At 75.7% G+C, this 15509-nt stretch carries 1 protein-coding gene; it reads right to left on the bottom strand.

The features are described from left to right. Window positions 1-15509: type I polyketide synthase (locus K6I34_RS15965; protein ID WP_229326628.1), on the bottom strand; the 15509-nt coding region annotated here is incomplete at both ends.

Genomic DNA, 15509 nt, shown 5'->3' with positions numbered 1-15509 from the left:
GATGGGGACGACGCCGCCGCGCCGGATGCGGGCGGCCTCCGCCTCGTCCAGCTCACCGCCCATGCCGCCGGCCCACAGGCCCCAGGCGAGCGAGGTGGCGGCCAGGCCGTTCTCCCTGCGCCACTGCGCGAGGGCGTCCAGGAAGGCGTTGGCCGCGGCGTAGTTGCCCTGGCCCGCGCCGCCGAAGACACCGGCGGCCGAGGAGAAGAGCACGAACGCCGAGAGGTCCAGCTCCCGCGTCAGCTCGTGCAGGTTCCAGGCCGCGTCCACCTTCGGGCGGAAGACGTGGGCCAGGCGCTCGGGCGTCAGCGAACCGATCGTGCCGTCGTCCAGCACGCCGGCGGCGTGGACGACGCCGGTCAGCGGGCGGTCGGCCGGGACCGCGGAGAGCACGGAGGCCAGCGCCTCCCGGTCGGCCACGTCGCAGGCCGCCCAGGTGACGGTCGCGCCCGACCGGGCCAGCTCGTCGCCGAGTTCGAGCGCGCCGGGCGCGTCCTGGCCCCGGCGGCCGACGAGCAGCAGGTGCCGTACGCCGTGTTCGGCCACCAGGTGCCGGGCCACCAGGCCGCCCAGCGTGCCGCCCGCGCCGGTGACGAGCACCGTGCCGTCGGCGTCCCAGGCCGTGCCCTCGGCTCCGGGCGCGGTACGCGCCAGGCGCGGGGCGAGGACCGCTCCGTCGCGGACGGCCACCTGCGGCTCGCCCGCGGCCAGCGCGGCGGCCACGTTCGTGACCAGGTCGCCGCGTCCGTCGGTGTCCACCAGGACGATGCGGTCCGGGTTCTCCTGCTGGGCCGTACGCGCGAGGCCCAGGGCCGCGGCGCTCGACACGTGCGTCATCGGGTCGCCTTCTGCGGCGATCACCGAGCGGGAGGTCAGGACGACCAGCCGGGCGGCGGCGAACCGCTCGTCGGCGAGCCAGCCCCGCACCACGTCCAGCACGTCGGCGGAGACCTGGTGCGTCATGTCGACGGTGCCCGTGCCCTGTGCGAACGGCCGTGCGCCCGGCACGTGGAACACGTACTCCGGTGCCTCGTCGCCCGACGCGATCGCGTCGGCGAGCGCGGCCAGGTCCGGGTGGGCGGTGAGCCCGAGCGCGTCGGAGCCCACGACCGCCCAGCGGCCGGCGGGGACCGCTCCGGCCGCCGCGGCGGGGACGGGCGTCCAGTCGACCCGGAACAGCGCGTCCTTGACCGCGCCGCCCGCGCCGCCGGTGCCGAGCTGCTCCGGCGCGACCGTGCGCAGCGCCAGGCTCTCCACCGAGGCCACCGGGGCGCCCGTCACGTCGGCGAGCTCCAGGGAGACGGAGCCGTTGCCCGCCGGGGCGAGCCGCACCCGCAGCGCGGAGGCGCCCACGGCGTGCAGCGAGACGCCGGTCCAGGCGAACGGCACGCTGCCCTGGCCGCCGGACTCGGCGGCGCTCAGCGCGAGGGCGTGCAGCGCGGCGTCCAGCAGGGCGGGGTGCAGGCCGAAGTCCTTGGCGTCGCCCTGGGCGTCCTCGGGCAGCCGCACCTCGGCGAAGACCTCGTCACCGCGCTTCCAGGCGGCCGTGAGGCCCTGGAAGACCGGGCCGTAGCCGAAGCCGGAGTCCGCCAGGCCCTCGTACAGGCCGTCGGTGCCGACCGGTTCCGCGTCCGCCGGGGGCCATTCGGCCTGCCCGGTGGACGGCTCGGTGGTGCCGCCCGCCGTCAGCGCGCCGGTGGCGTGCCGCAGCCACGGCTCGTCGGAGCCGGCGCCCTCCGTGCGGGAGTGCAGGGTCAGCGGGCGCCGCCCCGCCTCGTCGGGCGCGGCGAGCGTCAGCCGGAGCTGGACGCCGCCCTGCTCGGGCAGGATCAGCGGGGCTTCGAGGGTGAGTTCGTCGAGCCGGTCGCAGCCGACGTGCTCGCCCGCGCGGAGCGCCAGCTCCACGAAGGCGGTGCCCGGCAGCAGCACCGCGCCCATCACGGCGTGGTCGGCCAGCCAGGCGTGCGTCGCGAGCGACAGCCGCCCGGTGAAGGCGACGCCGTCCGAGTCGGGCAGCTCCAGGGCCGCGCCGAGCAGCGGGTGTCCGGCCGCGTCCAGGCCGATCGAGGAGGCGTCGCCACCGGCCGTGCCGGCGTGCAGCCAGAAGGGCTGCCGCTGGAAGGCGTAGGTCGGCAGCTCGACCCGGCGCCGGTCCGCGCCCGCGTGGATCGCGGCCCAGTCCAGGGCCGCGCCCCGGGTGTGGGCGGCGCCCAGCGCGGCCACGAACGTCTCGGGCTCGGGGCGGCCGGAGCGCAGGGCGGGGACGAAGGCCAGGCCGTCGCCGGTGACGCAGTCCTGCGCCATCGCGGAGAGCACCCCGTCGGGGCCCAGCTCCACGAAGGTGGTGACGCCCTGCGCCTGGAGGGTCCGTACGCCGTCGAGGAAGCGGACGGCCTCGCGGACGTGGCGCACCCAGAAGCCGGGGTCGGTGATCTCCTCGGCGGGGACGATGCCGCCGGTCAGGTTGGACACGACCGGGATGCGCGGGGCCGCGTACGTCAGCGCCCCGGCCACCTCGGCGAAGGCGTCCAGCATCGCGTCCATGTGCGGCGAGTGGAAGGCGTGCGAGACCGTCAGACGCTTGGTCTTACGACCCTGCTGCTCGAACGTCGCGGCGATCTCAGCTGCCGCGTCCTCGTCACCCGCGATCACCACGGACCGCGGCCCGTTGACGGCGGCGATGCCGACCCGCTTGCCGGTCAGCGGCGCCACCTCGTCCTCGGCGGCCTGGACGGCGATCATGACGCCGCCCGCCGGGAGTTCCTGCATCAGGCGGCCGCGCGCGGCGACCAGCTTCGCCGCGTCCGCCAGGGACAGCACCCCGGCGGCGTGAGCGGCGGCGAGCTCGCCGATGGAGTGCCCGGAGAGGAAGTCGGGCTTCAGACCCCAGGACTCCACGAGACGGAACAGCGCCACCTCGACCGCGAACAGCGCGGGCTGGGTGAAGCCGGTCCGGTCGAGCATTGCGGCGTCGTCGCCGAAGGCCACGGTCTTCAGGGGCTGTTCCAGGTGCCGGTCCAGCGCGTCGCAGACCGCGTCGAACGCCTCCGCGAATACCGGGTACGCCGCGTACAGCTCACGGCCCATGCCGAGCCGCTGGCTGCCCTGGCCGGTGAACAGGAACGCCATCTTGCCGTCGGCGGCCTGACCGAACGTCACCGAGGCGGCGGTGCGGTCCTCGGCGAGGGCGTCCAGGGCGGCGAGGAAGCCGTCCCGGTCGCCCGCCACGAGCACCGCGCGGTGCTCGAAGGAGGCCCGGCCGGTGGCCAGCGCGTGGCCGATGCCGGTGAGGGAGGCCGCCGGGCCGACGGTGTCCAAGTGGGCCCGCAGCCGGGCGCCCTGGGCGCGCAGCGCCTCGGGGGTCCTGGCGGAGAGCACCCACGGCAGCACGGCGGAGGGCTCGGCCGCGGGCTCCCCGGCGGGTGCCTCCTCCGGGGCCTGCTCGATGATGGCGTGCGCGTTGGTGCCGCTCATGCCGAAGGAGGACACACCGGCCCGGCGGGCCCGCCCGGTCTCCGGCCACGGCCGGGACTCGGCGAGCAGTTCCACCGCGCCCGCCTCCCAGTCGACGTGCGGCGAGGGCGCGTCGACGTGCAGCGACTTCGGCAGCAGCCCGTGCCGCATCGCCAGCACCATCTTGATGATGCCCGCGACACCGGCGGCGGCCTGCGTGTGGCCGAAGTTGGACTTGATGGAGCCCAGGTACAGCGGCCTGTCGCCGTCGCGGTCCTGACCGTACGTGGCCAGCAGCGCCTGCGCCTCGATGGGGTCGCCCAGCGTCGTACCGGTGCCGTGCGCCTCGACCGCGTCGACCTCACGGGTCGTCAGACCCGCGTTGGCGAGCGCCTGGCGGATGACGCGCTGCTGCGACGGGCCGTTCGGGGCCGTCAGGCCGTTGCTCGCACCGTCCTGGTTGACGGCGGTGCCGCGGACGACCGCGAGGACCTGGTGGCCGTTCCTGCGGGCGTCGGAGAGCCGCTCGACGAGCAGCATGCCGACACCCTCGCCCCAGGCGGTGCCGTCGGCGGCCGCCGCGAAGGGCTTGCAGCGGCCGTTGGCGGCGAGCCCGCGCTGACGGCTGAACTCGGTGAACACGGTCGGCGTCGTGATGATCGTGACACCGCCCGCGAGCGCCAGCGAGCACTCGCCGTTGCGCAGGGCCTGCGCGGCCAGGTGCAGGGCCACCAGCGACGACGAGCACGCCGTGTCGATGGTGACCGCCGGGCCCTCGAAGCCGAAGGTGTAGGACACGCGGCCGGAGGCGATGGAGCTGGAACCGCCGGTGCCCAGGTAGCCCTCGACGCCCTCGGGGAAGGTCTGGAGCCGCGAGACGTAGTCGTTGTGCATCTGGCCGACGAACACGCCGACCTGCTTGCCGCGCAGCCCCACCGGGTCGATGCCCGCCCGCTCGAACGCCTCCCACGACGTCTCCAGCAGCAGCCGCTGCTGCGGGTCCATGGCGAGGGCCTCGCGCGGGTTGATCCCGAAGAACGCCGGGTCGAAGTGGTGGGCGTCGTAGACGAAGCCGCCTTCGCGGGCGTACGAGGTGCCGGGCCGGTCCGGGTCCGGGTCGTAGAGCGCCTCGACGTCCCAGCCGCGCTCGGCCGGGAGGCCCGCCATGCCGTCGCGGCCCTCGGCGAGCAGCTGCCACAGGTCCTCGGGCGTTCGGACGTCACCGGGGAAGCGACAGCTCATGGCGACGATCGCGATCGGGTCGTCGTCCGCCACGGCCCCGGCGGAGGTCTGCGCCGACAGGGCGACGGCGGCCTCGGAGCCGAGCAGTTCGTCGCGCAGGTAGCCGGTCAGGGCGGTCGGTGACGGGTAGTCGAAGACCAGGGTGGCCGGGAGCCGCAGGCCGACGGCGGAGCCGAGGCGGTTGCGGAACTCGACCGCGGTCAGCGAGTCGAAGCCGAGGTCCTTGAAGGCCCGGCTCGCCTCGACTGCGTCGGGCGAGTCGTGGCCGAGGACCACGGCCACCTGGGTGCGCACCAGTTCCAGCAGGGCCGCGTCGCGCTCGGACGCGTCCAGCCGGACCAGCCGCTCCACCAGCGAGGTGCCGTCGGAGGCGGCGGCCGTCCCGGCGGTGCGCCGGGCGGTGCCGCCGCGCACCAGGCCGCGCAGCAGCGCGGGCACCATGTCGGCGGGCGCGCCCACCAGCGGTGCCAGGTCGAGCTGCATGGGCACCAGAAGCGCCTCACCCACCTCGTGGGCGGTGTCGAGGAGCGCCAGGCCCTCCGCGGAGGACAGCCCCATGACGCCGGAGCGGCTCATGCGGGACTTGTCGGTCTCGTCGAGCTCGCCAGTCATGCCGCTGGCCTCGGCCCACAGGCCCCACGCCAGCGAGGTGGCGGCCAGGCCGCGGGCGCGCCGGTGCTGGGCGAGGGCGTCCAGGAAGGAGTTGGCGGCCGCGTAGTTGGCCTGGCCCGCGCCGCCGAAGGTGCCGGCGGAGGAGGAGAACAGCACGAAGTCCGCCAGGTCCTGATCCTGGGTCAGCTCGTGCAGGTGCCAGGCGGCGTCCACCTTGGGGCGCAGCACCTTCGCCAGCCGCTCCGGGGTGAGCGCGGCGAAGACGCCGTCGTCCAGCACACCGGCGGTGTGCACCACGGCGGTCAGCGGATGCGCGGCCGGGACGGCGGCCAGGGTGGCGGCCAGTGCCTCGCGGTCGGACGCGTCGCAGGCGGCGACGGTCACCTCGGCGCCCAGCGCGCGCAGTTCGGCGGCGAGTTCGGCCGCGCCCGCGGCCTGCTCGCCGCGGCGGCTGGTGAGCAGCAGGTGCCGGGCGCCGCGCTCGGTCACCGCGTGCCGGGCGACGAGGCCGCCGAGGGTGCCGGTGCCGCCGGTGATGAGCACCGTGCCGTCCGGGTTCCAGGCGGCGGGCACGGTCAGGACGACCTTGCCGATGTGCCGGGCCTGGCTGAGGTACCGGAACGCCTCGGGGGCCTGCCGTACGTCCCACGAGGTGACCGGCAGCGCGCGCAGCGCGCCGCTCTCGAACAGCGCCAGCAGTTCGCGAAGCATCTCCTGGATGCGGTCCAGGCCCGCTTCGGTCAGGTCGAAGGCCTGGTAGGAGACGCCCGCGTACTGGGCGGCGACCTCCTCGGGCGCCCGGACGTCGGTCTTGCCCATCTCGACGAACCGGCCGCCGCGCGGCAGCAGCCGCAGCGAGGCGTCCACGAACTCGCGTGCCAGCGAGTCCAGGACGACGTCGACGCCGCGGCCCTCGCTGGCCGCGCGGAACTTCTCCTCGAAGGCCAGGTCGCGGGAGGAGGCGATGCGGTTCTCGGCGAGGCCGAGCGAGCGCAGCGTGTCCCACTTGCCGGGGCTGGCGGTCGCGAAGACGTCCACGCCCCAGTGCTGGGCGAGCTGCACCGCGGCCATGCCGACGCCGCCTGCCGCGGCGTGCACGAGCAGCGACTCGCCGCCCTCCAGGCCGGCCAGGTCGCGCAGCGCGTAGTAGGCCGTCATGAAGACGATCGGCACGGACGCGGCCTCGGCGAAGCCCCAGCCCTCCGGCATCGGGGCGATCATGCGGCGGTCGGCGACGACCAGCGGGCCGAAGCCGCCGGGCAGCATGCCCATCACGCGGTCGCCGGGGGCCAGGTCGGTCACGCCGGGGCCGGTCTCCAGGACCACGCCCGCGCCCTCACTGCCCATCAGGCCCGCGTCGCCGGGATACATGCCCAGCGCGTTGAGCACGTCGCGGAAGTTCAGGCCCGCGGCGCGGACCGCGACCCGCACCTGTCCGGCCTCCAGCGGCGCGGCGGCCTCCGGGGCGGGCAGCAGGGTGAGGTTCTCCAGCGTGCCCTTGTCCAGGATGTCCAGTCGCCAGGCCGCCTCGTCGGCGGGCGGCACCATGGCGCCCGTCGCGGCGACCCGCGCGAGACGCGGCGCGTGCACGGTGCCGTGGCGCAGCGCGACCTGCGGCTCGCCGGAGGCGAGGGCGGCGGCCAGCACCTCGTACGAGGCGGTGTCGCCGTCGAGGTCGGCGAGCACCAGCCGGTCCGGGTTCTCCGACTGCGCCGAGCGCACCAGGCCCCAGACGGGAGCGTGCGCCAGGTCGTGGACCCCGGTGTCGGCCTGGGTGGCGACCGCGCCCCGGGTGACGAGGACCAGCCGGGACGCGGCGAACCGCTCGTCGTCCAGCCACTCCTGCACCAGGGCGAGCGCGTCCCGCACGGCGGTGTGGGCGGCCGTCGCCGGGTCACCGGCGGTCTGCGGGGCGCGGTACGCGAGGACGTACGCGGGTGCCTCGGCCCCCGCCTCGACTGCCGCGCCGAGGGCGGCCAGGTCGGTGTGGACGGCGGCGCCCGCCGTGAGGGCGTCGGGCGCGTCGCCGCCGAGGACCGCCCACGGCGTGGTGCCGGTGGTGGCAGTTGTCGGCACGGTGGCCCAGTCGAGGCGGAACAGCGCCTCGTGGTACGCGGCGGAACGTCCGCCGCCGAGCGGGGCGTTCCCGACCGGGCGCAGCGCCAGGTGCTCGACGGCGGCCACCGGCGCACCGGTGCCGTCGGCCAGCTCCAGGGCCACCCCGTCGTCGCCGACCGGCGTCAGCCGCACGCGCAGCGCGCCGGCGCCGACCGCGTACAGCGACACCCCGTTCCAGGAGAACGGCAGCCTGCCCTGCTCGTCGCCGCCGGGGCGGGCGAAGGTGGAGTGCAGCGCGGCGTCCAGCAGCGCCGGGTGCAGCCCGAACGCGGCGGCCTCCGCACGCTTGTCCTCGGCCAGCTCGACCTCGGCGAACACCTCGTCGCCGCGCAGCCAGGCGGCCTTGAGCCCCTGGAAGACCGGCCCGTAGGCGAACCCGCCCTGGGCCAGGTGCTCGTAGAGGCCCTCGACCGGGGCGGCCTCCGCGCCCGGCGGCGGCCACTCGGCCAGGTCGAACGAGGGCTGCGGGGCACCCGCGGTCAGCACACCGCTGGCGTGCCGGATCCACGGCTCCTCGAAGCCGGCGTCCTGCGCCCGCGAGTACAGCTCGACCGTACGGCGGTTCGCGTCGAGCGCGGCGCCGACGACGATCTGGAGCTGGAGCGCGCCCCGCTCGGGGAGGACCAGCGGCGCCTCGATGGTGAGTTCGTCCAGCCGGTCGCAGCCGACCTGGTCACCGGCGCGGATCGCCAGTTCCACGAACGCGGTGCCGGGCAGCAGCACGGTGCCCGCGACGGCGTGGTCGGCGAGCCACGGGTGGGTCTCCAGCGACAGCCGCCCGGTGAACAGGAAGCCGTCGGAGTCGGCCAGTTCCACGGCCGCGCCCAGCAGCGGGTGGTCGGCGCGGCCCAGACCGGCCGACTCGACGTCGCCGACGGCGCCCGCGGGCGACCGCAGCCAGAAGCGGCGTCGCTGGAAGGCGTACGTGGGCAGGGTGACCGGCTCGACGCGCGTGGCGCCGGTGCCGGCGAAGTACGCCGTCCAGTCCACGACGATGCCCCGGACGTGCGCCCGGGCCACGGCGGCGGTGAGCGTCTCGGCCTCGCCGCGGTCCTTGCGGAGCGCGGAGACGAACGCGAGGTCGTCGCCGGTGACGCAGTCCTGCGCCATGGCGGTGAGCACGCCGTCGGGGCCGAGCTCGACGAAGGTGGTGACGTTCTGGGCTTCCAGAGCGCGGATGCCGTCGAGGAAGCGGACGGCCTCACGGACGTGGCGGACCCAGAAGTCAGCTGTGGTGATCTCCTCGGCGGAGACCAGAGCACCCGTCAGGTTCGAGACGATCGGGATGCGCGGGGACTCGTACGACAGCCCCTCGGCCACCGCACGGAAGTCGTCCAGCATCGCGTCCATACGCGGCGAGTGGAACGCGTGAGAGACCGTCAGACGCTTGGTCCTGCGGCCCTGCTGCTCGAAGGACGAGGCGAGCGCGACGGCCGCGTCCTCGTCACCGGCGACCACGACCGACGTCGGGCCGTTGAGGGCGGCGATGCCGACGCCCTCCGTGAGCAGCGGCAGCACCTCCTCCTCGGACGCCTCGACCGCGATCATCGCGCCACCGGCCGGAAGCTCCTGCATCAGACGACCACGGGCCGCCACCAGCTTCGAAGCGTCGGCCAGGGACAGCACACCGGCGACGTGCGCGGCAGCGAGCTCACCGATCGAGTGACCGGAGAGATAGTCGGCCGTGATCCCCCATGCCTCGACGAGCCGGTACAGCGCCACCTCGATCGCGAAGAGGGCGGGCTGGGTGAAGCCGGTCCGGTCGAGCACCGAGGCGTCGTCGCCGAACAGCACGGACTTCAGGGGCTGTTCGAGGTGCGGGTCCAGCTCCGCGCAGACCGCGTCCAGGGCCTCCGCGAAGACCGGGAAGGCGGCGTACAGCTCGCGGCCCATGCCCAGTCGCTGGCTGCCCTGTCCGGTGAACAGGAACGCCGTCGCGCCGACGGCCACCAAGCCCTCGGTCAGGCCCGGGGCCGACTCGCCGCGGGCCAGGGCCTCCAGGCCCGCCACCAGGGCGGCGCGGTCCGTGCCCGTGACCACGGCCCGGTGGTCGTGGGCCGCCCGCGTCACGGCGAGCGAGTAGCCGAGGTCGGCGGGGGCGACCCCGGTGGCCTCGCCCAGGTATGCGACGAGCCGCTCGGCCTGGGCGCGCAGCGCGGCCTCGGACTTGCCCGACAGCACCCAGGGCACGACACCGGCGGCGCGCGGGGGCGCGGCGGGGGCGGGCTCCGGCGCGGCCTCCGGCTCCGGGGCCTGCTCGATGATGGTGTGGGCGTTGGTGCCGGAGACGCCGAAGGAGGAGATGCCCGCGCGGCGCGGATGTCCGGTCTCGGGCCACTCCATCGGCTCGGTCAGCAGCGAGACGTCGCCCGCCGACCAGTCGACGTGCGGGGACGGCTCGTCGACGTGGAGGGTCTGCGGCAGTACGCCGTGGCGCATCGCCATGATCATCTTGATGATGCCCGCGACACCGGCGGCGGCCTGGGTGTGGCCGATGTTGGACTTGATGGAGCCCAGGTAGAGCGGCCGGCCCTCCGGGCGCTCCCGGCCGTAGGTGGCGAGCAGGGCCTGGGCCTCGATCGGGTCGCCCAGCGTGGTGCCGGTGCCGTGCGCCTCGACGACGTCGACCTCGGCGGCGGACACGCCCGCGCCGGCCAGCGCCGCGCGGATGACGCGCTGCTGCGACGGGCCGTTGGGCGCCGTCAGGCCGTTGCTGGCACCGTCCTGGTTGACCGCCGTACCGCGCACGATGGCGAGGACGGGGTGGCCGTTCTTGCGGGCGTCCGAGAGTCGTTCGACGAGCAGCATGCCCGCGCCCTCGGACCAGCCCGTGCCGTCCGCCGACGCCGCGAAGGACTTGCATCGGCCGCTGGTGGACAGGCCGCCCTGGCGGCTGAAGTCGATGAAGGTGTCCGGGGTGGCCATGACGGTCACACCACCGGCGAGCGCCATCGAGCATTCGCCGTTGCGCAGGGCCTGCGCGGCCAGGTGCAGGGCGACCAGCGACGACGAGCACGCCGTGTCGATGGTGACCGCCGGGCCCTCCAGGCCGAAGGTGTAGGCGATGCGGCCGGAGGCGACGCTGCCCGCCGTGCCGGTGCCGAGGTAGCCCTCCAGGCCCTCGGGCAGCGCGGTCAGCCGGGACAGGTAGTCGTGGTACATGACACCGGCGAAGACACCGGTCTTGCTGCCGCGCACGGTGGCCGGGTCGATGCCCGCGCGCTCGAAGACCTCCCAGGAGGTCTCCAGCAGGAGCCGCTGGTGCGGGTCCATGGCGAGGGCTTCACGCGGGTTGATCCCGAAGAAGTCGGGGTCGAAGTCGCCCGCGTCGTAGAGGAAGCCGCCCTCGATGGTGGCGCTGGTGCCCGCCTCGCCCTGGTCGTCGCTCTGCAGGCCGTCGAGCTGCCAGCCGCGGTCGGTCGGGAAGCCGGAGATGGCGTCCCGGGCGCCCAGGACGAGCTGCCACAGCTCCTCGGGGCTGGTGATGCCGCCGGGGTAGCGGCAGCTCATGCCGACGATGGCGATCGGCTCGTCGTCGGCGACGGCGACGGTGGTGGTCGTCCGGGTGGCGGCGGCGTCCGCGTCGGCGCCGAGGATCTCGGTGCGCAGGAAGCGGGACAGCGCGGTGGGGGTCGGGTAGTCGAAGACGAGGGTGGCCGGGAGGCGGACGGAGGTCACGGCGCCGATGCGGTTGCGCAGTTCGACGGCGGTGAGCGAGTCGAAGCCGAGCTCCTTGAAGGCGCGCGTGGCGTCGACGGCCTCGGGGCCCGCGTAGCCGAGCACCGCGGCGACCTGGGTGCGGACGAGCTCCAGCAGCAGCTTGTCGCGCTCGGGCACGGACAGGCCCAGCAGCCGTTCGGCGAGGCCGCCGACGGGGGCGGCGCCGCCCGCCTCCACGACGCGGCGGCCGGGGAGCCGCACCAGGCCGCGCAGCAGCGCGGGTATCTGGCTCGCGTCGGTGGCCTGGCGCAGCGGTGCCAGGTCCAGGTGCATCGGCACGAGGGCGGGGGCGCCGACGGCCAGCGCGGTGTCCATCAGGCCCAGGCCGTCCGCGGAGGACAGCGCGGCGACGCCCGCGCGGGTGATGCGCTGGATGTCGGTGTCGTCGAGGTCGCCGGTCATGCCGCTGCGCTCGGCCCACAGGCCCCAGGCGAGCGCGGTGGCGGGCAGGCCCTGGGCGCGGCGGCGCCGGGCGAGGGCGTCCACGAAGGCGTTGGCGGCGGCGTAGTTGGCCTGGCCGGGGCCGCCGAGGGTGCCCGCGGCGGCGGAGAACAGGACGAACGCCGCCAGGTCCTGACCCTGGGTCAGTTCGTGCAGGTGGAGCGCGGCGTCGACCTTGGGGGGCAGCACGCGGTCGACGCGCTCGGGGGTGAGCGAGCCGAGGACGCCGTCGTCGAGGACACCGGCGGTGTGCACGACGGCGGTCAGCGGGTGCTCGGCGGGGACGGCGGCCAGGACGGCGGCGAGCGCGTCCCGGTCGGCCACGTCGCAGGCGGCGAGGGTGACCTCGGCGCCCGCCGCGCGCAGTTCGGCGACCAGTTCGTCCGCGCCCCGCGCGGCGGCGCCGCGGCGGCTGAGGAGGAGCAGGCGGCGTACGCCGTGCCCGGTGACCAGGTGGCGGGCGACGAGCCCGCCCAGGGTGCCGGTGGCGCCGGTGACCAGGGCGGTGCCCTCGGGGTCGAGGACGGGGGCGGTGTACCCGTCCTCGGCGGCGACGCGGGCCAGGCGGGGGACGACCACCGTTCCGGCGCGGACGGCGAGTTGCGGCTCGTCCGAGGCGAGGGCGGCGGGCAGCGCGCGGTAGGACTCGTCCCGGCCGTCCACGTCCAGGAGGACGAAGCGGTCCGGGTTCTCCGACTGCGCGGAGCGCAGCAGGCCCCACAGGGGCGCGTGCGTCAGGTCGTCGACGTCCGCGTCGGCGGCCGTGGCGACCGCGCCGCGGGTGACGACGACCAGGCGGGAGTCGGCGAACCGGTCGTCGGCGAGCCACTCCTGGGCCAGGGCGAGCGTGCGGTGCAGCGCGTCCCGGATCCCGGCGGTGAGGCCGGCGGCGGGGGCGTCCCCGCCGAGGAACGGCACGAGGACCGCCCGCGGCACGGGGGCTCCGGCCGCGACGGCCTCGGCGAGGGCCGCCAGGTCTGCGTACGCGGCGGCCGTGGGCAGGGCGGCGGTGAGCTCCGGGGCGGGGGTGTCCGCCAGCAGGGCCCACTGACCGGCGGCGACGGTGGTGGCGGCCGGGACGGCCGCCGGGGTCCAGTCGACGCGGAACAGGGACTCGTGGAACGCGGCGCGGGCGGCGTGCACCTGCTCCGGGGCGACCGGGCGCAGCAGCAGCGCGTCCACGGACGCGACCGGTGCCCCGCTCTCGTCGGTCACCAGGACGGCCACGGTGTCCTGGCCGTTGGGCGACAGCCGTACGCGCAGGGCGGTGGCGCCGACCGCGTGCAGGGCGACGCCGCTCCAGGAGAACGGCAGGCGGCCGTGTTCGGTCGGCTCCAGCAGGGAGCCGATGCCGACGCCGTGCAGGGCCGCGTCCAGCAGCGCCGGGTGCAGGCCGAACAGGCCGGCTTCCTCGACGGCGCTCTTGGGGAGGCGGACCTCGGCGTAGACGTCGTCGCCGTGCTGCCAGGCGGCCTTGAGGCCCTGGAAGACCGGGCCGTAGGTGAAGCCGTTCCCGGTCAGCCAGTCGTAGAGGCCGTCGACGGGCACCTCGGTGGCACCGGCCGGGGGCCAGGCGGCGAGGTCGGCGGTGGGCGTCGTGGTGCCGGTGGCGAGCACACCGGTGGCGTGCCGGGTCCACTCGCCCTCGCCCCAGCCGGTGCCGTCGGCGGGCTCCTCCAGGCGCGAGTGCAGGGTCAGCGAGCGGCGGCCGGAGGCGTCGGGCGCGCCGACGGCCACCTGGAGCTGCACGCCGCCCTGCGCGGGCAGTGCGAGCGGCGCTTCCAGGGTGAGCTCTTCGAGGACGTCGCACCCGGCGTGGTCGCCCGCGCGGATGGCCAGTTCGACGAAGGCGGTGCCGGGCAGCAGCACCGTGTCCATCACGGTGTGGTCGGCGAGCCAGGGGTGGGTCTGGAGGGAGAGGCGGCCGGTGAACAGGAAGCCCGCGGCGTCGGCCAGCGACACGGCGGCGCCGAGCAGCGGGTGGTCGGCGGAGCCGAGCCCGGCGGCGGTGACGTCGCCCGTCCACGGGCCCGCGGCCTCGGGCCAGTACAGCTCGCGCTGGAAGGCGTAGGTGGGCAGTTCGACGCGGCGGCCGCCGGAACCGGCGAGGACCGCGGTCCAGTCGACGCGGACGCCGTGCGCGTGCGCCCGGGCCAGCGCGCCGGTCAGTGCCCTGGCCTCGGGGCGGTCGGCGCGCAGCAGCGGCACGAAGACGGCGTCGTCGGTGGTGACGCAGTCCTGGGCCATGGCGGTCAGGACGCCGCCCGGGCCGAGCTCCAGGTAGGTGGAGACGCCGTACGCCTCCAGGCGGGCGATGCCGTCGGTGAAGCGGACCGCCTCGCGGACGTGCCGCACCCAGTAGTCGGGGGCGCAGATCTCGGCGGCGGAGACGGAGGCGCCGGTCAGGTTGGAGACGATCGGGATGACCGGCGGGTGGTACGTGATGCCCTCGGCGACCTCGCGGAAGGCGTCGAGCATGCCGTCCATGAGGGGCGAGTGGAAGGCGTGGCTGACGGTGAGCCGCTTGGTCTTGCGGCCCTGCCGCTCGAAGGCGGCGGCGATCTCCAGGGCCGCGGCCTCGTCGCCGGAGACGACGACCGACGTGGGGCCGTTGAGGGCGGCGATGCCGACGCGGTCGCCGAGCAGCGGGAGGACCTCGTCCTCGGACGCCTGCACGGCGATCATGGCGCCGCCGGGCGGGAGTTCCTGCATCAGGCGGCCGCGGGCGGCCACCAGCCTGGCCGCGTCCTCCAGGGTCAGGACACCGGAGACGTGGGCGGCGGCGAGCTCGCCGATGGAGTGGCCGACGAGGAAGTCGGGCCTGACGCCCCAGCCTTCCAGCAGGCGGAACAGCGCGACCTCGATGGCGAAGAGGGCGGGCTGGGTGTAGCCGGTGCGGTCCAGCTCGGTGCTGTCGGCGTCGGACATGACGTCGCGCAGCGGCCGTTCGAGGTGCCGGTCGAGCTCGGCGCAGACCGCGTCCAGGGCCTCGGCGAAGGCCGGAACCGCCGCGTACAGCTCGCGGCCCATGCCGGCCCGCTGGCTGCCCTGTCCGGCGAAGAGGAACGCCGTCTTGCCCTCGGTGGCCTGGCCCTGGACCAGGTCGGCGGCCGCGGTGCCGTCGGCCAGCGCGCGCAGGAGTTCCCGCGCGCCGTCGACCGACTCTGCGACGAGCACGGCGCGGTGGTCGAGGGAGGCGCGGGTGGTGGCCAGCGAGTGGCCGAGGTCGGTCAGGGACAGGTCCGGGGTGGCCTCGACGTGGGCGGCGAGCCGCTCCGCCTGGGCCCGCAGGGCCTGCGCGCTCTGCCCGGAGACCAGCAGCGGTACGGGCCCGCCGGGCACGGCCGGGGCCTCCGGGGTGGCCTCGGGGGCGCGGTCCTCGGCGGGTGCCTGCTCGATGAGGGTGTGGGCGTTGGTGCCGCTGACGCCGAAGGAGGAGATGCCGACGCGGCGCGGCTGGCCGGTCTCCGGCCACGGCTGAGCCTCGGCCAGCAGCTCGACCGCGCCCGCCGTCCAGTCCACGTCCCGCGAGGGGGCGTCGACGTGGAGCGTCTGCGGCAGCACGCCGTGCTCCATGGCCTTGATCATCTTGATGATGCCCGCGACACCGGCGGCGGCCTGCGTGTGGCCGAAGTTGGACTTGATGGAGCCCAGCCACAGCGGGCGGCCGTCGGGCCGGTTCTGCCCGTAGGTGGCGAGCAGCGCCTGGGCCTCGATGGGGTCGCCGAGGCTGGTGCCGGTGCCGTGCGCCTCGACGGCGTCCACCTGGGCGGGGGTGAGGCGGGCGTCGGTGAGGGCCTGCCGGATGACGCGCTGCTGCGACGGGCCGTTCGGCGCCGTCAGGCCGTTGCTCGCGCCGTCCTGGTTGATGGCCGAGCCCCGGACGATCGCCAGCACCGGGTGACCGTTCTTGCGGGCGTCGG

Source organism: Streptomyces sp. UNOC14_S4 (assembly GCF_020740835.1).
Lineage (GTDB): Bacteria > Actinomycetota > Actinomycetes > Streptomycetales > Streptomycetaceae > Streptomyces.
This window is presented reverse-complemented; position numbering and strand designations above follow the sequence as displayed.